This is a genomic window from Jejubacter calystegiae (assembly GCF_005671395.1).
Classification (GTDB): domain Bacteria; phylum Pseudomonadota; class Gammaproteobacteria; order Enterobacterales; family Enterobacteriaceae; genus Jejubacter; species Jejubacter calystegiae.
In genome coordinates this window covers 4,078,121-4,103,264 of record NZ_CP040428.1, presented here as the reverse complement: position 1 = coordinate 4,103,264, position 25,144 = coordinate 4,078,121, and the positions used below count along the sequence as shown (strand labels likewise).

The window sequence follows — 25,144 nt, the reverse complement described above, 5'->3', positions numbered from 1 at the left end:
ATAAAACTTACCCTGTAACCGGCCCTACACTCGGGCTCCATTTCCATTAAAAAAATAATGACTTATGAAACAATCGAAGGCAGTGACAAAAAAACACGGGGCTCTGGCGCTTAGCGCGCTGTGCCTGGCGCTCTTTGCTGGTGGCGCCTCTGCGGCGGGCGAGCCATTCAGCTATGACTCACCCTGGATGTTTGGCGACTGGGGCGGCGACCGCGCCGCGCTGGAACAGAAAGGGGTTAAATTTAACGTTGATTACACCATGGAGGCCGCGTCTAACTTCGCTGGCGGTTATAACTCCTCTACCACTGCGCGCTACAGCGATCAGTGGGCCTTCGGGGTCAACCTCGACCTTGAAAAACTGCTGGACTGGCAGGACACCGAATTCCAGATGACCATCACTAACCGTGACGGTAATAACCTTTCCGATCAGGTTGCCGATCCGCGTACCGGGATGCTCTCCTCGGTACAGGAAGTTTACGGCCGCGGACAGACCTGGCGTCTGACTCAGTTCTGGCTGCGTAAGGGCTTCTTTAACGACGTGCTGGATATCAAAGCCGGTCGCGTGACCGTCGGTGAAGATTTCGATAACTTCGACAGTAAATTCCAGAACCTGGCCTTCGGTAGTGGTCAGGCCGGGAACTGGCGCGGCGACCACTGGTATAACTGGCCGGTCTCCCAGTGGGGCGGACGGGTAAAACTCAACTTTACCCCAGAAGTCTTCCTGCAGGTGGGCTTCTATAACCAGAACCCCTACAACTACGATCGCGGTGACGGCTTCCGCCTGGAGTTCAACCCGACCGAAGGCAACCTGGTGCCGGTGGAACTGGGCTGGAAACCGACCTTCGGGCCGGATAACCTGCCGGGTAACTACCGTATCGGTTTCTACTACTCGTCCACCAACGACGATGTCTACAGTAGCTGGCGCAACGGTGCTTACCATGATGATGCTCACTCCTACGGCGGCTATATCCTTGCTCAGCAGCAGCTGTTCAGCCAGGGCGGCAGCGCCGACCGCGGTCTGACTCTGACCCTGCAGGCGGTGATGAACGACCATAAGACGGCCAAGACGGACAACTATCAGGCGATCTCTCTGGCCTGGAAAGGTCCGTTCGACGCCCGTCCTCAGGATGAGATCGGTATCGGTGCCGCGCGTATCCACGTGAACTCCGACTACACCAGCATGCTGCGCGCTCAGAATCGTGAAAATGGCGTAGCGGATTACAACAGCCCGACCTATCTGCCGATTCAGGAAGGCTCGGAATACAACTACGAAATCTACTATAACTTCCATGTCACCAACTGGCTGCAACTGCGTCCCAACCTGCAGTACGTTGCGGCCCCGGGCGCCGTCACCAAAGTTGACGACGCCTTTATTGGCGGTCTGAGCGCCAACCTGAGCTTCTAATCCTCCACGGCCCCTCACGGGGCCGTTTCTTTTTTGGCTGTACGCTTGTGCTATCCTGTTCGCCTGATGACGCTCTGGCGTCGGCTCTCTCTTTTCTCTTTGCTTCGGGATACGCAATGCTTAACCCGCGACTTCTCCGGCCATTGACGCTACGCAGCTGGTTGATGCTGGTTATCGGCGCCATTCTGGTGGTTTGTCAGCTGTCTGGCACCTTCTGGCTGTGGCACGAAAGTCGGGATCAGATCCGCTATCTGGTGCAGGGTGCGCTGGACAACCATCACTACCACAACCACCTGCGACGCGAGATCCACCAGGCGCTGACCAGTCTCATCGTCCCGGGGTTGATTATGGTGACGCTGACGCTGCTGTTCTGCTATCAGGCCATCAAGCTGATAACCCGCCCTCTGGACCGCTTGCAGCATGAGCTAAAAAGCCGTGATGCTGAAAATCTGACGCCGCTGGCGCCCAGGGGGCAGGTGACCGAGGTCACTGCGGTGGTGGGGGCGCTGAATCAACTGGTGTCACGTCTTTCCGCGATGCTGGAAAACGAACGAATGTTCAGTCGCGATGTCGCCAGTGCGTTGCAGATGCCGCTGGAAGAGATACAGGGTCTGCTGGAAGCGCAGGCGCGACAGGGAACAACCGGCATTGAGCCTCTGCTGGCGCGTCTGGAGCAGATGCAAGAACGGGTGGCGCAACTGCTGCAGCTCAGCCGGGTTGGGCAGGCTTTTGCCGCCGGAAATTACCAGCGAGTGATGCTGGCAGGTGACGTGGTCACGCCTCTCTGGGAAGAGCTGGAGACCATGCTGTCCCGGCGTCAGCAGCGTCTGGTTCTGAACCTGGCAGACGATGTGGCGGTGCGCGGCGATGCCACGCTACTGCGAGTGGTACTGCGCAATCTGGTGGAAAACGCCCACCGTTACAGCCCGCAAGGCAGCGCTATCACCCTGAGCATCACCGCCTCACCGCTGCCGCAACTGAGCGTCGAGGATGAAGGGCCTGGCATCAATGAGAGCCAGCGCGAGAAACTGAGCCAGGCTTTTGTGCGTATGGACAGCCGCTACGGTGGCGTCGGGCTGGGACTGAGCATCGTCAGTCGTATCGCGCAACTGCACCAGGGGCGTCTGTTACTGAATAATCGCACGCCGCAGCCGGGGTTACAGGCACGGGTCAGACTTCGGGCCTGGGGAAGCTCCGAATAGATTCTCATGTTGGTCGCATACATTAACGCGTTTTGCGAATCACTCAGGATATCGATTAAGGCACATAATCACGCTGGAATTGTATTTATGCAAATAATACAGGAGGTTATGGTTTGATTTAAAATAAGAAAAACCTCATTTCAGTGTATTTGCCTTTTTTTTCAATGTATTGAAAATACTACTCCGCAGAATGCCATTGTATTCAGTGAAATAAAAAAGAAACCTTCGAAATACTGGCTAATGTTTTATCGGAACGGTAATCACTGCTTATGTGATTCCTCTGTCTGAACATTGAACCATATGGGGTAAACGATGAGTACGACCCGAATTGTCAGTAAACCCGTTGATTATGTTTTTGTGGTGGATACCAGCCCGGGCATGGAAGAAGCGGCAAAGGCGTTGGTTACGCAGGTTCGGCAAACGATAGCGCAAGCGCGTGAAAAGGGCTGTGTGATCCGCGAAAAATATCTGGGTATTGAAGGGATCTTCCCTGATCTGGGCATTACGCAAACGGTTCGTGATTATCTGACGAAAGCCGGTGCTCCGGCGGATAAGCTGAAAGCCAGAACCAAAGCAGACAAACTGCTTTATGCCGGCGAGCAGGAGGATATCGCCCCCTCAGTAGATGATATCAGCAACTGGTTTGACTGGAACCCCGGCGCCGACCGGCGGATTATGGTTCTGGGGAACGAAAGCCTGTTTGGCGGTGGGTTAAAGGTCGGTAGCGGGCAGCGAATCGCCAGGGAAGAGGCTGTGGCGGCGGCAAAGGCCAATAACGTTATGGTCTCCAGCTATCTGTCAGCACCGGGCGAAGGTCAGAAATATGCCGATGGCGATGCCGAAAAGATGAAATCGGAATATCGCAGGCTGGCAGAAGAGACTGGCGGGGAAAGTTATACCTGGGATGACGATATCGCGAAATTGGGCGAGGTACTGGAAAAGTCGATTAGCCTGGAGACGGTGGACGATGAAACTGTTGCCAGTAACACAGGAGTGATGGGATATATGAAATTTGGTACCGTTCAACTGGATAGTGACCAGGCCTCTGCACTGAATGGCATAGAAACCTTCACCCGGGTTAAATTCCAGTATCCTTTTCCCACCGGTTCCCGGGTTGTCGTCTTTGCCCAGACCAACACCTTTAACGGCCCGGACACCCCCGGTATCCGTATAGCCGATGTCACGCCAGAGGGATTTAGCGTGCGCATCAACGAGCTGGTGGCAAAGGGCAGCCCGGTTTCAGACGGGACCCACACTCAGGAAACAGTGGCCTGGTTTGCCTCTCTGGAAGGCGAATACGGCGGGGCGGCATCTGCGGGTGCGTCTCAGAAGGAGCCTCAAAAACATCTACTGAATTACAGCAACTATGCCGTGCAGGCGCCGATACCCAATGTCCATCAGGACCAGGGAATAAAGGTTACCTGGTCCGGTAATGGTTCGGGGCGTGGCTATGATCCGGGTAATGGGGTGGGCAATTTCCTGTATGATCCGAATTTGTCGGGAAGTTTGACCGTTGAATTCGATGCGCCAGCATCGTCATTCAGCATTATGCTGCACGGGCTTAACTCCGGGCAGAAGGTTAATTATTACGACACCCGTGGTGAGCTGATTGCCTCTAATGCCATTCCGGCTAATGTCGGTTTTCAGGACGTGAGCTATACGGCGCCGGACGGTAGAGCCATCAGTAAAGCTGAGATCGTCATTCAGAATGAGCTGAGCGGTGTGACTTATAATAATGTGACTTACTATTCCTGATGTTGACGCGGGTTTATTAAACACATCAGGGGAGGCTTAAGCCTCCCCTGAAACATTTATTTTACCCGCTCGATTTCAAGCGGTGCCCGACTGCCAGCCAGAGTGGCTTTTTCACCTTTATGCCACTTTGATTATCCGACGCACCAATCTGTCGCGTAGCTACGTTTATCGGGTGCTGTCCGACCTCAGGGAAGGGGGCTATATTACGGTTAAGAAAGGTAAGCTGATCTCCGTCGATCGGAGGTTGCCGGAAGATTACTAGCGGCTTCGTTACGGGGCAAGCATTCGCCGTGAAGTTCGTGTACCATACGCCTCCACATAAGCGGGCGCGCCGTGACGGACTAAAATCTAATGACGTGCCATGTGAAAAGTTACGTAAATAATAGTGGGTTAGCCTTTGCGTTAGCGCGCTGTTTTACCGGTAGTTAAGACGCCTGTGAAGGCGACACCCGAGGAGCTCCATGAGCGACAATAGTGAAAAGTTACAGAAGGTGCTGGCGCGTGCCGGCCATGGCTCACGCCGCGAAATCGAAGGTATGATTGCCGCCGGTCGCGTTAGCGTGGACGGTAAGGTTGCCACTCTGGGGGATCGCGTTGAGCTGACCCCTGGTCTGCGTATCCGCATCGACGGCCATTTGATCTCCCTTAACGCCAGTACCGGCCAGATCTGCCGGGTGTTGGCTTACTATAAGCCGGAAGGAGAGCTGTGTACCCGCAGCGATCCCGAAGGGCGCCCCACGGTGTTCGACCGCCTGCCGAAGCTGCGCGGCGCGCGCTGGATTGCGGTTGGCCGACTGGATGTGAACACCTGCGGTCTGCTGCTGTTTACCACCGACGGCGAGCTGGCGAACCGCCTGATGCACCCGAGCCGGGAAGTGGAGCGCGAGTACGCGGTACGCGTCTTCGGCGAGGTGGACGAAGCTAAGTTACGCTCCCTGACCCGCGGCGTTCAGCTGGAAGATGGTCCGGCGGCTTTTAAAACCCTGCGTTACAGCGGCGGCGAGGGGATGAACCAGTGGTTTAACGTGACCCTGACCGAAGGGCGCAACCGTGAGGTGCGTCGCCTGTGGGAAGCGGTGGGCGTTCAGGTTAGCCGTCTTATCCGCGTGCGCTATGGCGATATCGCGTTGCCGAAAGGTCTGCCGCGCGGCGGCTGGACCGAACTGGATCTGGATAAGACCAACTACTTGCGCGAGCTGGTGGAGCTGGCGCCGGAAACTGCGACCAAAGTCGCGGTAGAGAAGGACAGAAGGCGGATGAAAGCCAACCAGATCCGCCGTGCAGTGAAGCGTCACAGCAAAGTGAACACCGGCCAGCGCCGGGGCGGCGCGCGCTAATGTGCCAACCGGCTCCCTCTCCCCCTCGGGGAGAGGGCTGGGGTGAGGGGGAAGGCATAGAGGCTCCGGGTCCACACTCTTAATACCTTAGTAATCAATACCCAACTGGGCTTTAATACCGGCATCGAAAGCGTGCTTCACCGGGCGGATTTCGCTGACGGTTTCCGCCCGTTCAAGCAGTTCACGGTGACAGCCGCGACCGGTGATAATAACGCTCTGATGGGCAGGGCGGGCCTGTAGCGCCTCAAGTACGCGGTCCAGCGCCAGATAATCGTAAGAGACCATATAGGTCAGCTCGTCCAGAATCACCAGATCGAGTTCGGGATCCGCCAGCATGCGTTGGCCATGTTGCCAGACCGCAAGGCAGGCGGCGGTGTCGCTTTCGCGGTTCTGCGTCTCCCAGGTAAAGCCGGTGGCCATCACCTGAAATTCCACCCCATGGGGCTCCAGCAGATTGCGTTCGCCATTGGGCCATTCCCCTTTGATAAACTGAATCACGCCCACCCGTTTGCCGTGCCCCACGGCCCGGGTTGCCGTGCCGAATGCAGCGGTAGTTTTGCCTTTACCGTTGCCGGTAAAGATCATCAGAATGCCGCGCTCCTGCTGCGCTGCGGCGACGCGGGCATCCACTTTTTCTTTCAGGCGCTGCTGGCGCTCGCGGTGGCGTTGATCGCTCATTCGGCAATCCCCGGCTTACGTTTCGGCTGCGCGTCGAAGCTCATGCCGGTTTTGCGGCGGCTGTCTTCACCCATCAACCACAGATAGAGCGGCATCAGGTCGCCCGGCGTTTTTAGCTTACTGGCATCTTCTGTTGGGAAGGCGCTGGCGCGCATTTTGGTGCGGGTGCCGCCCGGATTAATGCAGTTGACCCGCAGATTGCGGTGGCGATACTCCTCGGCCAGTACCTGCATCATACCTTCGGTCGCGAATTTAGAAACCGCGTAGGCGCCCCAGCCAGCGCGTCCCTGGCGACCGACGCTGGAGCTGGTAAAGACCAGAGAGCCGGCCTTTGATTTCAACAGCAGCGGCAGCAGCGCCTGGGTCAGGTAAAAGGTGACGTTCACGTTAATCTGCATCACCCGTTCCCAGACTTCGGGATTTTGTTCGGTCATCGGCACGATATCGCCCAGAATTCCGGCGTTATGCAGCACGCCGTCCAGGTGCGGCACCAGGCCCGCCAGCCGGTGGCCGAACTGATAGCAGGATTCGGCATCGGCGCTGTCATAGTCCAGTACAAACCACTGAGGTTGCGCCAGGCCGCGGTTCTGAATCTCACTGGCGACATCGCGCAGTTTCTCTTCATTGCGGCCTACCAGCAGCACGGTGGCGCCATAGCGGGCGTAGGTTAATGCGGCTTCGCGACCAATGCCGTCGCTGGCGCCGGTCACCAGGATTATCCGATTTTGTAGCAGATCGATGGTGGGTTGGTAATGCATCATAACTGACTCCTAAGCCGTAAGTGAGCGGCCCGAGGCCTGAACTCGCAGGATTCTGATATCGGGTTTTATGCCCGATCCCGCCTGGCTTTTCAATCAGATGGCCGTACGGCGTGGCGCTTGTTAACATTTTGCAAATATTTCGCCGGGGGGGATCCCCTGCAAAGGAGGAGGGACGGCCAGGGAAGTTCAGGTTACAATGTCGTCAGCTTATCTATCAGGAAAGAAAAGGCGGAAATGTGGATCTGATCGTCAATTATGGATTGTTTTTAGCCCGGGTGGTGACGGTGGTGGTAGCGATTGCCGTTGTCGTCATGCTGGTGGCGAATGCCGCGCGCCATAAAAAGCAGCAGCGCGGTGAATTGCGCGTCACCAAACTGAATGAGCAGTATCAGGAGATGCAGAATTCCCTCAGCGAAGCATTACTCGATGACCCGGCGCGTAAATTATGGCTCAAAGAGCAGAAGCGGCAGCGTAAGCAGGAGGCGAAAGCGGCCAAAGCCCGTGCGAAGCTGGGGCAGGTGAACACCACATCCCGTAAGCCGGTGCTGTGGGTGCTGGACTTTAAAGGCAGCATGGACGCCCATGAGGTGACTGCGCTGCGTGAAGAGATTAGCGCCGTGCTGGCGACCTATAAGCCAGGGGATGAAGTGCTGCTGCGTCTGGAAAGCCCGGGGGGAGTGGTGCACGGTTACGGTCTGGCGGCTTCTCAGCTTCAGCGGCTGCGCGACCACAAGGTCCCGCTGACTGTCGCCGTGGACAAAGTCGCCGCCAGCGGTGGCTACATGATGGCCTGCGTGGCCGACCGAATCGTCAGCGCGCCTTTCGCGATTATCGGCTCCATTGGCGTGGTGGCGCAGGTGCCTAACTTCCACCGCCTGCTACAACGCAACAATATTGACGTGGAGCTGCACACCGCAGGGCAATATAAACGAACTTTGACGCTATTTGGTGAGAACACGCCGGAGGGTCGGGATAAATTCCGCGAAGATCTGAACGAAACACACCAGTTGTTCAAATCCTTCGTGCACAGTATGCGACCGGCGCTGGACGTGGAAGCGGTCGCTACGGGTGAACACTGGTACGGTAGTCAGGCTCAGGACAAGGGGCTGGTGGATGAGATCGGCACCAGCGATGACTGGCTGCTGGCGCGCCTGGAACGCTTTGAGGCGGTCAACGTCCACTATGTACAGCGTAAGAAGCTGGTGGACCGCTTTACCCGCAGCGCGGCAGAAAGCGCCGACCGGCTGCTGCTGCGCTGGTGGCAGCGGGGCGAACGCCCGTTACCTTAAGCAGAAAGGCCGCACTTGCGGCCTTTGAAGCTGCTGATGAACCTGGCCGAACGCGTTCGGCCAGAATCACCAGAAAAATAAACAAGGAAAATCAATTTATTGATTTTCGGCAGCTCAACCACAAAGAGGGAAAAACCGCGTTTTTTCCCTCTTTAGTCATCAATCTGAAAGGCCGCATTAGCGGCCTTTTTTACGGCGCTCAGTCCGCCAGATGGTACTTTTCCGACAGGACGTGGGCCAGATGTTTAAACATATTAAACACCGCCGTGCTCTTCGCGGTCGGCAGCCCCTGGTCGTCCAGAAAGTATTCGCCGCGAAAAACCAACACGCCGTTCTTCTCAACCACGTCGGTGGCGATCATCCCTTTGATAAAATCCTCATGTTCGCTCATGATTTTATTTGCTTCTTCAAGCAGAGTTTCCCGGGTTACGGGTTGGGTCTGACGTTGCATCACATTCTCCTTACAAACCGTGCGTAGTTTACGCCCGGTCCGGCGTTCGGGCAAATTCTGCGGTCGCTTACGTATTGAACTGTAAAGTTTAGCTGGCTGGCGGGATTCGCTATTGCATGCTAATAAAGTTGCGTATCAAATTTTATCAGGTACAGTGTGACGCTTTCGCAGAACTGGCAACAGAATTGCTTGACATTCAGCCGAATATCCCGTTGCGCTGCATCGAAATTGCACAGATAGTGCCTGCTTTATCCCCGTTTCGACGCCGGTAGAGCAGGGTTGATATCCATTTGCGCTGTCGCCATATAGAGGCTGGTCGCCAGTGGCAGGTGAATCGACCGACACGTTCTCTGAATAATCAGCAGGAAGAATCAGATTAGGTAAAGGTGAATATGGGTAAAGCTCTCGTCATCGTTGAGTCCCCGGCAAAAGCCAAAACGATCAACAAGTATCTCGGAAGTGACTACGTGGTGAAATCCAGCGTAGGGCACATCCGTGATTTGCCGACCAGCGGTTCAACTCAAAAAAAGAGCGCCGACTCAGCCTCCACCAAAACGGCCAGGAAAGGCAAAAAGGATGAGCGTGGCGCTCTGGTCAACCGTATGGGTATCGACCCCTGGCACAACTGGGCGGCCCACTACGAAGTACTGCCTGGCAAAGAGAAGGTGGTGTCTGAGCTGAAAGCGCTGGCTGAGAAAGCCGACCACATCTATCTCGCAACCGACCTTGACCGCGAAGGGGAAGCCATTGCCTGGCACCTGCGGGAAGTGATTGGCGGCGACGATACGCGTTACAGCCGGGTGGTATTTAACGAAATCACCAAAAATGCGATTCGCCAGGCGTTTGAAAAGCCGGGTGAACTGAACCTCGACCGGGTCAACGCCCAGCAGGCGCGGCGCTTTATGGACCGTGTGGTGGGTTATATGGTCTCGCCGCTGCTGTGGAAGAAAATAGCCCGCGGCCTGTCTGCCGGACGCGTACAGTCTGTGGCGGTGCGTCTGGTGGTGGAGCGCGAGCGTGAAATCAAAGCGTTCGTGCCGGAAGAGTATTGGGAAGTCGATGCTAACCTGACCACGCCGGGCGGCGAAAACCTGCCGGTGGAAGTGACGCATCAGAACGATAAGCCGTTCCGTCCGGTCACGCGCGAACAGACCATGGCCGCGGTGGCGCTGCTTGAAAAAGCACGCTACAGCGTCGTGGAGCGCGAAGATAAACCGACCAGCAGCAAGCCAGGCGCGCCTTACATCACTTCCACGCTGCAGCAGGCGGCCAGTACCCGTCTGGGCTTTGGCGTGAAAAAGACCATGATGCTGGCCCAGCGTCTGTACGAGGCGGGGCATATCACCTATATGCGTACCGACTCCACCAACCTGAGTCAGGATGCGCTGAGCATGGCGCGCGGCTATATCGACGACAATTTCGGTAAAGCGTATCTGCCTGCATCGCCGAACCAGTATGCGAGTAAAGACAACTCTCAGGAGGCCCACGAGGCCATCCGTCCGTCCGATGTGAATGTCGTGGCGGAGTCCCTGAAAGATATGGAGTCTGATGCTCAGCGCCTGTATCAGCTCATCTGGCGCCAGTTTGTGGCCTGCCAGATGACCCCGGCGAAGTATGACTCCACCACTCTCACGGTTGGGGCCGGTGACTTCCGACTGCGGGCCCGCGGGCGCATTCTGCGCTTCGACGGTTGGACCCGGGTGATGCCGGCGCTGCGTAAGGGCGATGAAGATCGCACTCTGCCGGCGGTCGAGAAGGGCGATACGCTGTCGCTGGTGGATCTGATTCCGGCACAGCACTTTACCAAACCGCCTGCGCGTTTTAGCGAAGCTTCGCTGGTTAAAGAGCTGGAAAAACGCGGTATTGGCCGCCCGTCCACCTATGCGTCGATCATCTCGACGATTCAGGATCGCGGCTATGTGCGGGTTGAAAACCGCCGTTTCTATGCGGAAAAAATGGGTGAAATCGTGACCGATCGCCTGGAAGATAACTTCCGCGAGCTGATGAACTACGATTTTACCGCCCAGATGGAAAGCCGACTCGATGAGGTGGCCAACCATCAGCAGGAGTGGCGTAAGGTCCTGGATAACTTTTTCGACAACTTCAGCGACCAGTTGGAAACTGCCGAGAAGGATCCGGAAGAGGGCGGCATGCGTCCGAACCAGATGGTCCTGACCAGCATCGAATGTCCGACCTGTAGCCGTCCCATGGGAATCCGTACCGCCAGCACCGGGGTCTTCCTGGGCTGTTCCGGTTACGCGCTGCCGCCGAAGGAGCGCTGCAAAACCACCATTAACCTGGTGCCGGAAAACGAAGTACTCAACGTACTGGAAGGCGATGATGCCGAAACCAACGCGTTGCGTGCTAAGCGTCGCTGCCCGAAATGCGGCACGGCGATGGACAGCTATCTGATCGATCCTAAACGCAAGCTGCACGTCTGTGGTAATAACCCGGCCTGTGACGGTTACGAGATTGAAGAGGGCGAGTTCCGCATCAAGGGCTATGACGGTCCGGTGGTGGAGTGCGAGAAGTGCGGTTGTGAAATGCACCTGAAAATGGGACGTTTTGGTAAGTACATGGCCTGCACCAACGACGAGTGTAAGAACACCCGTAAGATTTTGCGTAACGGCGAAGTGGCTCCGCCGAAGGAAGATCCGGTTCCGCTGCCGGAACTGCCGTGCGAAAAATCAGACGCTTACTTCGTACTGCGCGATGGTGCGGCAGGGATCTTCCTGGCGGCTAACACCTTCCCCAAATCCCGGGAAACCCGGGCGCCGCTGGTGGAAGAGCTGTACCGCTTCCGCGATCGCCTGCCGGAGAAACTGCGGTACCTGGCCGACGCGCCGCAGCAGGACCAGGATGGCAACAAGACGGTGGTGCGCTTTAGTCGTAAAACCAAACAGCAGTACGTATCGTCCGAAAAAGAGGGTAAAGCAACCGGCTGGTCTGCTTTCTTCGTGGATGGTAAGTGGGTGGAAGGTAAGAAAAAATAATCTTCACATGCTGTAAAAACTTCAGGGGCCGGATTTTCCGGCCCTTTTTTATCCCCTGGTTATAACCTGATTATTATCTTTTCTTTTGGTCTATACAAATCAGCTATAAGTGATATAGTTGTTACAGCCATGCCCCTCCTTATTCTCGAATCATCTTAAGTGTGGCGCGCTTAATCCCGGACCGACAGCCATGAAATTACAACAGCTTCGTTATATCGTTGAGGTGGTTAACCATAACCTTAACGTCTCTTCCACCGCCGAAGGGCTTTATACTTCCCAGCCGGGCATCAGTAAGCAGGTGCGAATGCTGGAAGATGAGCTGGGCATTCAAATTTTTGCCCGTAGCGGTAAGCATTTAACCCAGGTCACCCCCGCCGGCGAGGAGATTATTCGCATTGCTCGCGAGGTGTTGTCCAAAGTGGATGCCATCAAGTCGGTGGCTGGCGAACACACCTGGCCAGACAAGGGCTCCCTGTATGTCGCTACCACCCATACCCAGGCCCGCTATGCGTTGCCGGGCGTGATCAAGGGATTCATAGAACGTTATCCGCGGGTATCGCTGCACATGCATCAGGGATCGCCAACCCAGATTGCCGAGGCCGTCTCTAAAGGCAATGCCGATTTTGCTATCGCTACCGAAGCGCTGCATCTGTATGACGATCTGGTGATGCTGCCCTGCTATCACTGGAACCGCTGTGTGGTAGTCACGCCTGACCATCCGCTGGCTTCTAAAGAGAGTCTTAGCATTGAGGAGCTGGCCCAGTATCCGCTGGTTACCTATACCTTCGGTTTTACCGGGCGCTCGGAGCTGGATACCGCCTTTAACCACGCGGGGCTGACGCCGCGTATCGTCTTTACCGCCACCGATGCCGACGTGATTAAGACCTATGTACGTCTGGGGCTGGGAGTAGGGGTGATAGCCAGTATGGCGGTGGATCCGGTATCCGATCCCGATCTGGTGCGGATTGATGCTCACGACATCTTTAGCCACAGTTCCACCAAGATAGGTTTTCGCCGCAGTACCTTCCTGCGTAGCTATATGTATGATTTCATTCAGCGCTTTGCGCCGCACTTAACTCGTGATGTGGTGGATGCCGCAGTGGCGTTACGCTCTAACGACGATATTGAAGCGATGTTCCGCGATATTAAGCTGCCATCGAAATAATCGCAGCGGCGGCTTCCTGCGAAAAGGGGGTCGCCGAAACAGCAGAGAAAGATAATAGTAATCCCTCTCATATTTACCCTCATTTCTAATAGCGCTGCCTTTTAATAACTTTCCCTACCACAACTCATTACATAACGGCAATAACAATAGTTAATAAGTCGCTTTCCGGCAAACCCTGGATTCCAATAATTTATTTCAGATCAAAAGATTTAATTTTCGGCGCGAAAATATACGTAAATACGCTGGATTTTGAGCTAGAGTTTCTTTAGGATTAATCCCAATGGCGATTAGTCCCGCCAATTGTTAGGTAGCATTATGATAAGTGATGTCGATTGTAAGAGGTCTGCAATGTCATCTCCAAACGACGATCTGCAACGGGATCCGGAACTGAAGCGTAAAGCCTGGGTTGCGGCATTTCTGGTGTCGGCGCTGTTTTGGGGAGGTCTCCTTCTGCTGGTCTGGAAATTCTGGGGCTGATTATGACGATTCAGACACCGATTTCACCCGTATCCCGGGTATGTCAGAAAAATGACGAACATAAAACCGGGCATCGCTCGGGGATTAAACTTCCTGTCAGCTGGAAGTTAACCAAACAGCAACAAGATTTTATTGATTTATTTGCTGAAGAAGATCACAAAAAACAATAATAGTTAACAATTAATACCGGTCAGTAAATCCGGAATGGTGAGTTTTTTGCTATTAATAGTAATAACGAACCACCTTTTGAATGAAAAATAACCACAGCAGCCGGGGGTTGATAAAAGTATCAACCTGAATCCATTAATAAAATTAATAGTTACTTTTATTATGAATAGACATTGCGTCAAATACTGGTCATGGCTGAGCGCCTTTAGCCTGTCAATGGCGTTCTGGGCTCAGCTGGTCTGGGTTATTACCCGCTAATTCAAAATGCCCGCATCGCGGGCGTTTTGCTATCTGCATCAATGCTGTCTTTAATGGATGGCGAAAATATCCCTTCTTATTACATGGTGTTTATTGCGCACGCATGCCTGATTGATGTTCGTTATAAATCCGTCGACGACTTTTCCCGATTTGCTGTTTTATTCCCGGTTAACGCAATAACCCTTCTATGGACCAGGATTTAGCATTTTGGGTTGTTATCAAAACGTTACATTATGTTTGTGTTATCTTTAATACAAACCCGGACGACTGTCCGGGGTATCACGATTCCCCGATCTAAGGAGGAGCTATGTCGTCGACACTACGGGAAGCCAGTAAGGACACCCTGCAGGTACTGGACAAAACTTATCACTATTACAGTTTGCCGCAGGCTGCCGCCAGACTGGGGGACATTCAGCGTCTGCCCAAGTCGCTGAAGGTACTACTTGAGAATCTGCTGCGCTGGGAGGATGGCGATTCGGTGACCGGGCAGGATATCCAGGGGCTGGTCGACTGGCTAAAACAGGCCCACGCGGATCGGGAAATCGCTTACCGGCCCGCGAGGGTACTGATGCAGGACTTCACCGGAGTGCCTGCGGTAGTGGATCTCGCCGCCATGCGCGAAGCGGTGAAGCGGTTGGGAGGCGATGTGGCGAAGGTCAATCCGCTGTCGCCGGTCGATCTGGTGATCGACCACTCGGTCACCGTCGATCGCTTCGGCAATGAACAGGCCTTTGAACAAAACGTCCAACTGGAGATGGAGCGTAATCATGAACGTTACGTTTTTCTGCGCTGGGGTCAACAGGCGTTCAGTCGCTTTCGTGTTGTGCCGCCTGGTACCGGTATCTGCCACCAGGTGAATCTGGAATATCTGGGTAAAACCGTCTGGAGTGAAGAGCAGCAGGGGGAATGGATTGCGTATCCGGATACTCTGGTCGGCACCGATTCCCATACCACCATGATTAACGGCCTTGGCGTACTGGGTTGGGGCGTGGGCGGTATTGAAGCCGAAGCCGCCATGTTAGGGCAGCCAGTCTCGATGCTGATTCCGGATGTGGTGGGCTTTAAGCTCACCGGCAAGCTGCGTGAGGGCATTACCGCTACCGACCTGGTACTGACCGTTACCCAGATGCTGCGTAAGCATGGCGTGGTGGGCAAATTTGTTGAATTCTATGGCGATGGGCTGGATTCGCTGCCGTTGGCGGACCGCGCGACCATCGCCAATATGTCGCCGGAATACGGCGCGACCTGTGGCTTCTTCCCGGTGGATAATGTGACGCTGGACTATCTGCGACTGAGTGGCCGCAGCGAGGAGCAGGTAGCTCTGGTGGAAGCCTACTCGAAGGCTCAGGGGCTCTGGCGTCATCCGGGAGATGAGCCGGTATTTACCAGCACCCTGGCACTGGACATGGGCGATGTCGAAGCCAGCCTGGCCGGGCCGAAGCGGCCGCAGGACCGCGTGGCGCTTGGCGATGTGCCGGCCGCCTTCAGTGCCAGCACCGAACTGGAGCTGAATAAACCACAGCAGCCCCGGGAACCGGTAGCCTATACCCTGGACGGTCAGCAGTATCAGCTGCCGGAAGGGGCGGTGGCGATTGCGGCCATTACTTCCTGTACCAATACCTCAAACCCCAGCGTGCTGATGGCCGCCGGCCTGCTGGCGAAAAACGCGGTGGAGCGCGGACTGATGCGTCAGCCGTGGGTTAAGGCTTCGCTGGCGCCGGGCTCTAAGGTGGTCTCTGACTATCTGGCGAAGGCCGGGCTGACGCCGTACCTGGACGAACTGGGCTTTAACCTGGTGGGCTATGGCTGCACGACCTGTATCGGTAACTCCGGCCCCTTGCCGGAGCCTATTGAACAGGCGATTCGCGACGGCGATCTGACTGTGGGGGCGGTACTCTCCGGCAACCGTAATTTCGAAGGGCGCATCCACCCGCTGGTGAAAACCAACTGGCTGGCCTCGCCGCCGCTGGTAGTGGCCTATGCGCTGGCCGGTAATATGAACATCAATCTGACCCGCGATCCCCTGGGGAAAGATCGCGCCGGCAATCCGGTGTATCTCAAGGATATCTGGCCCTCAGGCGCTGAGATTGCGCAGGCGGTGGCGCAGGTCTCTACCGCTATGTTCAGCAAAGAATATGCGGAAGTCTTTGAAGGCACGCCGGAGTGGCAGGCTATTGAGGTGGAGAGCGCCGATACCTACGGCTGGCAGCAGGATTCCACCTATATCCGGCTGACGCCGTTCTTCGAGCAGATGGGGGCTGAACCCGAGCCGGTTAACGATATCCATGGCGCTCGCCTGCTGGCGATGCTGGGGGACTCGGTGACGACCGACCATATCTCCCCGGCGGGCAGCATCAAGGCGGATAGTCCCGCCGGGCGCTATCTGCAGGAACACGGCGTAGAGCGCCAGGACTTTAACTCCTACGGTTCGCGACGCGGCAACCATGAGGTGATGATGCGCGGCACCTTCGCCAATATCCGCATCCGCAACGAGATGGTGCCAGGGGTGGAAGGGGGAATGACCCGACTGCTGCCGGGGAATGATGTGGTCGCCATCTACGATGCCGCTATGCATTATCAACAGCAGGGGACGCCGCTGGCGGTGGTTGCGGGTAAGGAGTACGGTTCCGGTTCCAGCCGCGACTGGGCAGCCAAGGGGCCGCGTCTGCTGGGGGTGAGGGTGGTTATAGCCGAAAGCTTCGAGCGTATCCACCGCTCAAACCTGATTGGCATGGGGATTCTGCCGCTGGAGTTCCCACAGGGGGTAACCCGTAAAACCCTGAAGCTGACGGGTGAGGAGACCCTGGATATTCGCGGTCTGAACGCGCTGCAACCCGGCGCCGCTGTCCCTGTCACCATAACCTTCCCGGATGGCCGACAGGAGGTGGTGGATTGCCGCTGTCGTATCGATACCGCCACTGAACTGACCTACTATCAGAACGACGGTATTCTGCACTATGTGATCCGCAATATGTTGAATTAAGTAAACAGGTAAAGAAAAACGGGCCGCGCACTGCGCGGCCCGTTGCTGTCTGAACGCGGGGAAAGCGTTATTCGGAAAGCAGATGCCCCATACGGGCGGCTTTGGTATCGAGGTAGCGCTCGTTCTTGGGATTGCGCCCGACAATCAGCGGAACCCGCTCGACGATATTAATACCCGATTCGGTCAGAATTTCTACCTTGCGCGGGTTGTTGGTCAGCAGACGGACAGCATCCACGCCCAGCAGTTTGAACATATCCGCACAGAGGGTGAAGTCTCGTTCATCGGCGGCGAACCCCAGTTGATGGTTGGCCTCTACGGTATCGTAACCCTGATCCTGAAGCGCGTAGGCGCGAATCTTATTCAGCAGTCCGATATTACGCCCCTCCTGGCGGTGATAGAGCAGAATACCGCGTCCCTCTTCAGCGATATGGCTCAGGGCCGCTTCCAGCTGGAAACCGCAATCACAGCGCAGACTGAACAGGGCATCGCCCGTCAGGCACTCCGAATGGACGCGCGCCAGCACCGGCGCGTTATCGCTGATATCCCCATACACCAGGGCGACGTGATCCTGTCCGGTTGCCAGTTCTTCAAAACCCACCATCAGGAAGTCGCCCCAGGGGGTTGGCAGTTTGGCTTCTGCCACACGTTTAAGCTGCATGTGATTCTCCAGATACGCATCCAGGGCCTGCAATGCCCCCGCCAGTTGCTGGCTGTATGCAATTATTATCGGCTATTTTGCCACATCGCGGGCACAATCGCCTCATTGGCAATAACGACAATCATTCTCCCCCGAAGCGGAGCGGCCGTTTTTTCCTTCGGTGCACTTTTTCGGTTATCCTTGAAGCACGCGGCAAACAAGGAGAAGCGATGTTGTCGATAGCAAAACGTACCGCCACTGGCGCAATTATTCTGCTGGCGATGCCTGTTACAGTGTCACTAATTGGCTGGCAGTGGCAGCCGGGTGAAAGCGCACTGTGGCTGAAAATGATGTATTGGGTTACGGAAACGGTAACTCAACCCTGGGGACTAATAACTCATCTGGTGCTGTTTTTTTGGTTTCTCTGGTGTCTGCGCTTCCGTTTGAAGGCGGCACTGGTGCTGTTTTTGATCCTGGGAGCGGCTATCCTCGGCGGTCAGGGGGTAAAATCCTGGGTTAAAGAGCAGGTTCAGGAACCTCGCCCCTATGTGATGTGGCTTGAGGAGTCTCATGGCATTCCGGCTCAGCAGTTCTATGATTTAAATCGCCAGCAGCGTGGGCAGCAGGTGAAAACGCTACTCGAACAGCATCATGAGTTACCGGGCTGGCTGCGTGGCCACTGGCAGAAAGAGACCGGTTTCGCATTTCCTTCCGGGCATACCATGTTTGCCGCCAGCTGGGCATTACTGGCCGTGGGGCTACTGTGGCCGCGCAGGCGGGTTATCAGCGTGGTGGTGCTGATGATATGGGCCACTGGCGTGATGGGTAGCAGGCTGCTGTTGGGAATGCACTGGCCGCAGGATCTGATGGCTTCTACCGCTATCGCCTGGCTGTTGGTCACCGTGGCGTGTTGGCTGACCCGGCGACTGTGCGGACCGTTGACGCCAGCCCGGGAAGAGGGCCAGACCGGCGAATCCGGCTGAAAGTGTTGTAAAAAGGTGCTTTTGCCTCCATATATCATTAAAGGGCCTGCGCTTTATGATTCCCCGTCAGAGAGGGAAATGGTAATTTATAGGACTGGACGCAGGGTTTCGGTCAGGCTTTATCCGATGACAACCACATACGGGAAGTAATGTGAAATATTTACTGATTTTCTTACTGGTACTGGCAATTTTCATTATTTCAGTGACGCTGGGTGCGCAAAACGATCAAGTCGTTCACTTTAACTACCTGCTGGCCCAGGGGGACTATCGCATCTCGACGCTGCTGGCGACGCTGTTCGGCGCCGGTTTTCTTATCGGCTGGCTTATCTGCGGGTTGTTCTGGTTGCGTGTACGCCTGTCGCTGGTGCGTGCCGAGCGTAAAGTAAAGCGCCTGGAGCAGAAACTGGGCGATAGTACGATGCCTGAAGCCACTGCCGGTGCTGCCATGCCAGCCGTGAAGGAATAACGTTAGATGCTGGAGTTGCTGTTTCTTCTGCTACCCGTCGCCGCGGCTTACGGCTGGTATATGGGGCGCAGAAGTGCGCACAACGATAAGCAGCAGGAAGCTAACCGCCTGTCGCGTGAATATGTGGCCGGGGTCAACTTTCTGTTGTCGAATCAGCAGGATAAAGCGGTCGATCTGTTCCTTGATATGCTCAAAGAGGACAGCGGTACCGTAGAGGCGCATCTGACCCTGGGCAACCTGTTCCGTTCGCGCGGCGAAGTTGACCGCGCCATCCGCATCCATCAGGCCCTGATGGAGAGCGCTTCCCTCGATTACGATCAGCGCCTGCTCGCCGTACAGCAACTGGGCCGCGATTACATGGCTGCGGGGCTGTATGATCGGGCTGAAGATATGTTTTCCCAACTGGTGGATGAGACCGATTTCCGGGTGAGCGCCCTGCAGCAGCTGTTGCAAATATATCAGGCCACCAGCGACTGGCAGAAGGCGATCGATACCGCAGAGCGTCTGGTGAAGCTGGGGTACGACAAACAGAAGGTGGAGATCGCTCACTTTTACTGTGAACAGGCGCTGCAGCTGATGAGCAATGACGACCTCGATCGTGCGATGACGCTGCTGAAGAAAGGCGCGGCGGCGGATCGCAACAGCGCGCGGGTCTCTATTATGATGGGGCGCCTGCTGATGGAAAAGGGTGACTATGCCCGGGCGGCGGAACATCTGGAGCGGGTCATCGAGCAGGATAAAGATCTGGTGAGCGAAACGCTGGAGATGCTTCAGACCTGCTACCAACATCTGGAAAAACCGGCGGAGTGGGAAACATTCCTGCGCCGCTGCGTAGACGAAAATACCGGTGCGACGGCGGAACTGATGCTGGCCACCATTATCGAACAGCGGGAAGGGCACGAAGCGGCTCAGGTCTATATTACCCATCGGCTCCAGCAGCATCCCACCACTCGGGTATTCCATCGACTGATGGACTATCACCTGGGCGAGGCGGAAGAAGGGCGCGCGAAAGAGAGCCTGATGGCACTGCGCGATATGGTAGGCGAACAGCTGCGTACCAAACCGCGCTACAGCTGCCGTAAGTGTGGCTTTACCGCCTTTACTATGTACTGGCACTGTCCGTCCTGTCGTGCCTGGTCCACGGTGAAACCGATTCGCGGCCTCGATGGCCAGTAATTTTTAAAAAAAGCGACTTTAGTTACAACATACTTATAGATGTTAAAACCGCGAACAGTCCGGCGTCGAGCCCCTCGTCAAGCTTGTCAGCTAACCAGGGTTGCGGCTGTTCTTTTGGCGGGGGGGCGGGTAGAATGCCTGCCGTTTATCATCAGTGCGCCGCGCGTGCCCCACAGAGAGAAGGAACAGCCATGAAGCCTGCCGAAACCGTTACAGATTCTCCCATTGTTGTTGCGCTGGATTATGATAGTCGCGACAGCGCGCTGGCGTTCGTCGACCGTATCGATCCCCGTGACTGCCGCCTGAAAGTGGGCAAAGAGATGTTTACGTTGTTCGGCTCCCAACTGGTCAGCGACCTGCAGCAGCGTGGCTTCGACGTTTTTCTGGACCTTAAATTCCACGATATTCCCAACACCACTGCGCGCGCTGTGGCGGCCGCGGCAGAGCTTGGGGTATGGATGGTGAATGTACATGCCAGCGGCGGCGCGCGGATGATGACGGCGGCCAGAGAGGCGCTGGTGCCTTTCGGTAATGATGCGCCCATGTTGATTGCCGTAACGGTGCTGACCAGCATGGAGGCCAGCGATCTGGCCGATATTGGAATTACCCTGTCTCCGGCCGATCATGCGGAGCGTCTGGCGCGCCTGACTCGCGACTGCGGGTTGGATGGGGTGGTGTGTTCGGCTCAGGAAGCGGTACGTTTTAAGTCAGCGCTGGGCGCAGATTTTAAGCTGGTGACGCCGGGCATTCGCCCCGCAGGAAGCGCGGCTGGCGATCAGCGCCGTATTATGACGCCCGTAGAGGCACAGCAGGCGGGCGTAGACTATATGGTCATCGGTCGGCCCATTACTCAGTCGGCGGATCCGGAGGCCACGCTGCAGGCCATCCGTCAGTCGCTGAAGGAGGCATAATGAACGATAACAACAGCCGCCTGGTCTGGTCTTCGGAGACCGGGCGCATCAAAGAGTCTAAACCGGTCGTCGAACGGCCGAAAGGCGACGGCATCGTGCGTATTCAGCGTCAGACCAGCGGCCGCAAAGGGAAGGGCGTTTGCCTGATCACAGGCGTGGATGGCGACGATGCAGAACTGGCGCGACTGGCGGCGGAGCTTAAGAAGAAGTGCGGCTGCGGCGGCTCGCTCAAAGATGGAGTCATCGAGATTCAGGGTGATAAGCGCGAGCTGATCAAAACGCTGCTGGAAGCCAAAGGCATGAAGGTTAAACTGGCCGGCGGCTGAAAAGCAGCGGGCCGTGGTATCGAAACCACGGCCCGCAATTAAAATTTGTCGTCAGACCTGTTCGCAACGCTGTTGTCGTACATCAAAGCGCTGGTGCGCTTTTGGCGGTCTCAGAACCTTAGTCGATCTGGTGACCGATGATGCCACCTACCGCTGCGCCGCCCAGGGTACCCAGGGTACTGCCGTCAGTCAGGACAGAACCACCAATTGCACCGGCGCCAGCGCCGATAGCAGTGTTACGATCGCGTTTTGACCAGTGGCCACAGGCACTCAGAGACATTGCCAGGGTAACGGCCAGAACGGCGGCAGCGATTTTTTTGTTATTTAACGACATAATGCTTTCTCCTGAATTAATATTCACGGGAAAATGCCTCCCTTTAAGTATAGGGGATATTCCCTGTACTGAAGACAAACCGTGAAACGACGTTGCGATACATGACGAAAATCACTGGGGTGATTATCACTCCCTGTTATATCGCTAGGTTCTATTTTAAATGCGACTGAATATTAAAACAGGTAAAAATTCTTAATTCATGGTGCTACGCGATACGATCGCAAACTTTGCCCGTTTTCCCCTGTCTGACAGCGAAATTATGACGCTCCATCCCGACAGTCGACCAGATCGACCTTCAGCCCGCTCTCTTCCAGTTGCTGTACCGTCCGGCGATCGAGGGCATTATCGGTAATGACCCTACGGAACTTGTGCTGAGCGTCCAGGGGCCAGGGCCAGGTGACGCTGAACTTGGAGCTGTCGCTCAGGACGATAGTTTCGCTTTCTTTATCCAGCACGGCGCTGACCAGATCGCTGCGTAGCATATCCTTACCGGTAAAACCGGTGTCCGGCTGCCAGCCATCAATGCCGATAAAGGCTTTGGTGAAATTGATCTGGCGGATAAAGGCGCGGGCCAGTGGGCCGACCATGGTTTCGCTTTTCTTCTGATAACTGCCGCCCACCAGAATGACTTCGCATTCGCTCTCGCGCAGTAGCCAGGCAATATGGCTACTGGCGGTGATAAGCGTCAGACGGCGATTATGGCCCAGTGCGCGTGCCAGCAGGGCGTTGCTGCTGCCGTTCTCAATAAATATCGTCTCACCGTCTTTCACCAGCGAAGCGGCGTACTCCGCCAGGCGCTGTTTGACCGGGAAGTTATTCATCATACGGGTTTCCACGTCATCGCTTTCCAGCGGCATGGCATAGCCGTGGGCGCGACGCAGATAGTTCTGCTTTTCCAGCAGATTGAGGTCCTGGCGGATGGTCACTTCCGACACGCCGGTGATTCTGGACAGATCCGAAACATTCATTCGGCCACGTTCGACTACCATCTGTAAAATTTGCTGCTGTCTGGCGTTCATGCTGGTCCGTTAACAGAGGAAAATGAATAATTATGCTAATTAATCGCCATAGTAGCACGCCTGGCGGGAAGAGCGACGCCCATCAGGGCGTCGGGAAGGAAGATCAGATCTCCCAGGGGGATTTTTGCGCAGGGCGCTCATCTTCGCCGCTTTCCCGGACTTTGGTCAGCAGCTCCTCTCTGAGAATTTCCAGATTGCGAATGGCGGAAACGGTATCTCCGCCCACCAGAATATCCAGCACGGTATCAATGCGGCGGGCGACGCTACGAGGATCGAGTGTTGACATCGGCTTCAGCTCTTTGTGGGGTCGATAGCGCTATGATGCAGAAAAAACGCAGCGGGCGCCAGCATCGTACAGGAACATCTTATCGCTATGGGGCGTAAAGCGGGAGCAGGGCGCGACGCAAGGCTCGCGCCCTGAGGCGGGTTAGCTCGCCGGGCGAGCAATAATACTGCGGGTTTCCATACGGACTTCGGCGATGGTGACATCGATAACGTCAGTGACCTTATAGACGGTTTCGCCTTTAATCTGTACGGTGCCATTTTCCTGGCTGCATACCAGTTCATCGCGCACGGCGTGCAGGAAGGGGGCCGGAATAAAGGCGACGGCGCCGTTATCTACCAGACGTACGCGCATACCGCCGCGGCTGATATCGATAATTTCAGCGCTAAAGCGAGTATCGGTACCGGCTTTATCCTGCAGGAAACGCGAGTAGAGCCAGTCGCCGACATCACGCTCTGCCATACGGCCAAGACGACGACGTTCACCCATCTGTACGGTGACCTCATCCTGCGGACGTTCAGCGCTTTCACCTTTGACGATGGCCTTAAGCAGGCGATGGTTGATCATATCGCCATACTTACGAATCGGTGATGTCCAGGTGGCGTAAGCTTCCAGACCCAGACCAAAATGCGGGCCTGGCTCGGTGCTGATTTCAGCAAAGGACTGATAGCGGCGAATACGGCTGTCCAGGAAGCCGGTGGGTTGGGCATCCAGCTCGCGACGCAGTTTGCAGAAGCCTTCCAGGGTCTGTACCTCGTTGGCGTCCACGTGCATGCCGTGGCTTTTCAGCATAGTCGCCAGCTGTTCGGTATTAGCCGGGTCAAAACCGGTATGGACGTTGTAGATACCAAAGCCCAGACGATCGCGCAGCACGGTAGCGGCGCAGACGTTGGCGGCAATCATCGACTCTTCCACGATACGGTTAGCGATACGACGCGGCTCGGCGACGATATCCAGTACATAGCCGTTTTCGTCGAGAACAAAGCGGTAATCAGGGCGATCCTTAAAGACCAGCGCGTGGTTATGGCGCCATTCCCCGCGCAGTTGGCAGATGCGATGCAGTAGGGTAATCTGCCGGGCGATAATGTCGTCCTGAGGCTGCCAGTAGCCTTTCTGCTCCAGCCAGTCAGAAACTTCGTCATAGACCAGTTTGGCGCGGGACTGAATAGTGGCGGCAAAGAAGTGAATATCGCTACCGATAGCGCCATCGGCGCCAATACTCATGCGGCAGGCCAGTACCGGACGCGTTTCATCAGGGCGCAGAGAGCAAAGATCGTCAGAAAGCTCGCGCGGCAGCATCGGGATATTGAATCCCGGCAGATAGTTGGTAAAGGCGCGTTCGCGGGCGATCTTATCCAGTCGGCTACCCGGTGCGATCCACGCGGTAGGATCGGCAATGGCGACGGTCAGGTGCAGGTCGCCCCGATCGTCCTGCTCAGCATAGAGCGCATCGTCCATATCCTCGGTGCTGGCGCTGTCGATAGTGACGAACGGTAGTTCGGTCAGATCTTCACGGGTCAGCCCTTCGTCCAGCATTTCGGTAGCGACGCCGTCCGGCGCCTCTTTCTCCAGATTATGGCGCGCCAGCGTCACCCACCAGGGGGCGTAGTGATCGTCGCCCCAGGTGATATAACGAGTCAGTTCAGCGTAGAAGCTGCGATCGCCTTTGAGGGGATGACGGCGCATTTCTGCAACGGCCCAGTCACCCTCTTTAAATTCATGCTTCAGACCACGTTCAGGACGGCAGGGGATAGCATCTTTGAGTAGCGGATGATCCGGTACGATAGCGTAGCGGTCATCTTTCTTCTGAACCCGGCCAACAAAACGCGTCAGGAATGGCTCGATAAGCTCTTCCGGCTCGGCGCTTTCGCGACCCTTATCCTCATGAATCACAGCTCTGATTCGGTCACCGTGCATCACTTTTTTCATCTGCGGCGGCGGGATAAAGTAGCTTTTATTGGCGTCAACTTCGAGGAAGCCAAATCCCTTTTCCGTACCTTTTACCACGCCTTCAGCGCGCGGCGTCTGAGAATGAAGTTGCTGTTTAAGCTGCGCTAGCAGCGGGTTATCCTGAAACATATCTCTGA

24 protein-coding genes and 1 pseudogene are annotated in these 25,144 nt (G+C 55.9%); 17 read left to right on the top strand and 8 right to left on the bottom strand.

The window, feature by feature from the left end:
• Positions 1–64: 64 nt before the first annotated feature.
• From FEM41_RS18980 to rluB, 5 genes and pseudogenes are all read left to right on the top strand, one after another.
• Positions 65–1,405, top strand: coding sequence for a carbohydrate porin (locus tag FEM41_RS18980; RefSeq protein ID WP_138097742.1), 1,341 nt, complete (start codon positions 65–67; stop codon positions 1,403–1,405).
• Between the two features lie 116 nt (positions 1,406–1,521).
• Entirely contained in the window at positions 1,522–2,607 is a 1,086-nt protein-coding gene (gene pmrB / locus FEM41_RS18975) for a two-component system sensor histidine kinase PmrB (RefSeq protein ID WP_138097741.1), read from the top strand.
• Positions 2,608–2,919: 312 nt separating this feature from the next.
• The gene (locus tag FEM41_RS24765) at positions 2,920–4,362 is read left to right on the top strand and encodes a hypothetical protein (RefSeq protein WP_206665535.1); all 1,443 of its coding nucleotides are present in this window, start codon (positions 2,920–2,922) and stop codon (positions 4,360–4,362) included.
• A gap of 121 nt (positions 4,363–4,483) precedes the next feature.
• Positions 4,484–4,624 (top strand): annotated as a pseudogene (locus tag FEM41_RS18965) (helix-turn-helix domain-containing protein); the annotation flags it as partial.
• Between the two features lie 199 nt (positions 4,625–4,823).
• Positions 4,824–5,699 carry a 23S rRNA pseudouridine(2605) synthase RluB gene (gene rluB, locus FEM41_RS18960; RefSeq protein WP_138097740.1) on the top strand — a complete coding sequence of 292 codons (876 nt, stop codon included), beginning with the start codon at positions 4,824–4,826 and terminating at the stop codon, positions 5,697–5,699.
• Between the two features lie 87 nt (positions 5,700–5,786).
• Here the strand turns inward: rluB and cobO are convergent, their stop codons facing one another.
• A complete protein-coding gene (gene cobO / locus FEM41_RS18955) occupies positions 5,787–6,377 on the bottom strand; it encodes a cob(I)yrinic acid a,c-diamide adenosyltransferase (protein ID WP_138097739.1) in 591 nt (196 codons plus the stop codon).
• Positions 6,374–7,135: a YciK family oxidoreductase gene (locus FEM41_RS18950; RefSeq protein WP_138099259.1), complete on the bottom strand. Its 762-nt coding sequence runs from the start codon at positions 7,133–7,135 to the stop codon at positions 6,374–6,376. The genes cobO and FEM41_RS18950 overlap by 4 nt, the downstream gene beginning before the upstream one ends.
• Positions 7,136–7,374: 239 nt before the next feature.
• On the opposite strand from FEM41_RS18950, the gene sohB reads away from it, so the two are divergent.
• Entirely contained in the window at positions 7,375–8,427 is a 1,053-nt protein-coding gene (sohB, locus tag FEM41_RS18945) for a protease SohB (protein ID WP_138097738.1), read from the top strand.
• Between the two features lie 199 nt (positions 8,428–8,626).
• On the opposite strand, the gene FEM41_RS18940 is transcribed toward sohB, so the two are convergent.
• Positions 8,627–8,878: a YciN family protein gene (locus FEM41_RS18940; protein WP_138097737.1), complete on the bottom strand. Its 252-nt coding sequence runs from the start codon at positions 8,876–8,878 to the stop codon at positions 8,627–8,629.
• Between the two features lie 392 nt (positions 8,879–9,270).
• Between FEM41_RS18940 and topA the strand changes: the two genes are divergently transcribed.
• The 6 genes from topA (at position 9,271) to acnA (ending at position 16,922) form a co-directional block, all read left to right on the top strand.
• The gene (gene topA, locus FEM41_RS18935) at positions 9,271–11,871 is read left to right on the top strand and encodes a type I DNA topoisomerase (RefSeq protein ID WP_138097736.1); all 2,601 of its coding nucleotides are present in this window, start codon (positions 9,271–9,273) and stop codon (positions 11,869–11,871) included.
• 190 nt (positions 11,872–12,061) lie between these two features.
• The gene (gene cysB / locus FEM41_RS18930; RefSeq protein WP_138097735.1) at positions 12,062–13,036 is read left to right on the top strand and encodes an HTH-type transcriptional regulator CysB; all 975 of its coding nucleotides are present in this window, start codon (positions 12,062–12,064) and stop codon (positions 13,034–13,036) included.
• Between the two features lie 348 nt (positions 13,037–13,384).
• The gene (locus FEM41_RS18925; protein WP_241666522.1) at positions 13,385–13,513 is read left to right on the top strand and encodes a YmiA family putative membrane protein; all 129 of its coding nucleotides are present in this window, start codon (positions 13,385–13,387) and stop codon (positions 13,511–13,513) included.
• A gap of 2 nt (positions 13,514–13,515) precedes the next feature.
• Positions 13,516–13,683 carry a hypothetical protein gene (locus tag FEM41_RS24625; protein WP_168198741.1) on the top strand — a complete coding sequence of 56 codons (168 nt, stop codon included), beginning with the start codon at positions 13,516–13,518 and terminating at the stop codon, positions 13,681–13,683.
• A gap of 160 nt (positions 13,684–13,843) precedes the next feature.
• Positions 13,844–13,939, top strand: coding sequence for a small membrane protein YmiC (gene ymiC, locus FEM41_RS25085; protein WP_277752980.1), 96 nt, complete (start codon positions 13,844–13,846; stop codon positions 13,937–13,939).
• A gap of 307 nt (positions 13,940–14,246) precedes the next feature.
• Positions 14,247–16,922, top strand: coding sequence for an aconitate hydratase AcnA (gene acnA / locus FEM41_RS18920; RefSeq protein WP_138097733.1), 2,676 nt, complete (start codon positions 14,247–14,249; stop codon positions 16,920–16,922).
• Between the two features lie 67 nt (positions 16,923–16,989).
• On the opposite strand, the gene ribA is transcribed toward acnA, so the two are convergent.
• Positions 16,990–17,580 (bottom strand): GTP cyclohydrolase II, encoded by a 591-nt coding sequence (ribA, locus tag FEM41_RS18915; RefSeq protein ID WP_138097732.1) that lies wholly within the window; start codon positions 17,578–17,580, stop codon positions 16,990–16,992.
• 209 nt (positions 17,581–17,789) lie between these two features.
• Here ribA and pgpB point away from each other — a divergent pair, with 209 nt between their 5' ends.
• From pgpB to yciH, 5 genes are all read left to right on the top strand, one after another.
• Entirely contained in the window at positions 17,790–18,542 is a 753-nt protein-coding gene (gene pgpB, locus FEM41_RS18910; RefSeq protein WP_138097731.1) for a phosphatidylglycerophosphatase B, read from the top strand.
• Between the two features lie 151 nt (positions 18,543–18,693).
• The gene (locus FEM41_RS18905; RefSeq protein WP_138097730.1) at positions 18,694–19,008 is read left to right on the top strand and encodes a LapA family protein; all 315 of its coding nucleotides are present in this window, start codon (positions 18,694–18,696) and stop codon (positions 19,006–19,008) included.
• Positions 19,009–19,014: 6 nt separating this feature from the next.
• Positions 19,015–20,184, top strand: a complete 1,170-nt coding sequence (gene lapB, locus FEM41_RS18900; protein ID WP_138097729.1) for a lipopolysaccharide assembly protein LapB — start codon at positions 19,015–19,017, stop codon at positions 20,182–20,184.
• Between the two features lie 191 nt (positions 20,185–20,375).
• The gene (gene pyrF, locus FEM41_RS18895) at positions 20,376–21,095 is read left to right on the top strand and encodes an orotidine-5'-phosphate decarboxylase (protein ID WP_138097728.1); all 720 of its coding nucleotides are present in this window, start codon (positions 20,376–20,378) and stop codon (positions 21,093–21,095) included.
• Positions 21,095–21,421: a stress response translation initiation inhibitor YciH gene (gene yciH / locus FEM41_RS18890; RefSeq protein WP_138097727.1), complete on the top strand. Its 327-nt coding sequence runs from the start codon at positions 21,095–21,097 to the stop codon at positions 21,419–21,421. The genes pyrF and yciH overlap by 1 nt, the downstream gene beginning before the upstream one ends.
• A gap of 118 nt (positions 21,422–21,539) precedes the next feature.
• Here the strand turns inward: yciH and osmB are convergent, their stop codons facing one another.
• The 4 genes from osmB to FEM41_RS18870 all read right to left on the bottom strand — a co-directional run bounded on the left by osmB (position 21,540) and on the right by FEM41_RS18870 (position 25,136).
• The gene (gene osmB, locus FEM41_RS18885) at positions 21,540–21,755 is read right to left on the bottom strand and encodes an osmotically-inducible lipoprotein OsmB (protein WP_168198828.1); all 216 of its coding nucleotides are present in this window, start codon (positions 21,753–21,755) and stop codon (positions 21,540–21,542) included.
• A gap of 257 nt (positions 21,756–22,012) precedes the next feature.
• Positions 22,013–22,774 (bottom strand): DNA-binding transcriptional regulator YciT, encoded by a 762-nt coding sequence (yciT, locus tag FEM41_RS18880; protein ID WP_138097726.1) that lies wholly within the window; start codon positions 22,772–22,774, stop codon positions 22,013–22,015.
• A 103-nt stretch (positions 22,775–22,877) separates the two neighbouring features.
• The gene (yciZ, locus tag FEM41_RS18875) at positions 22,878–23,060 is read right to left on the bottom strand and encodes a protein YciZ/DeoL (protein WP_138097725.1); all 183 of its coding nucleotides are present in this window, start codon (positions 23,058–23,060) and stop codon (positions 22,878–22,880) included.
• A 141-nt stretch (positions 23,061–23,201) separates the two neighbouring features.
• Positions 23,202–25,136 carry an exoribonuclease II gene (locus FEM41_RS18870; protein WP_138097724.1) on the bottom strand — a complete coding sequence of 645 codons (1,935 nt, stop codon included), beginning with the start codon at positions 25,134–25,136 and terminating at the stop codon, positions 23,202–23,204.
• Positions 25,137–25,144 lie beyond the last annotated feature (8 nt).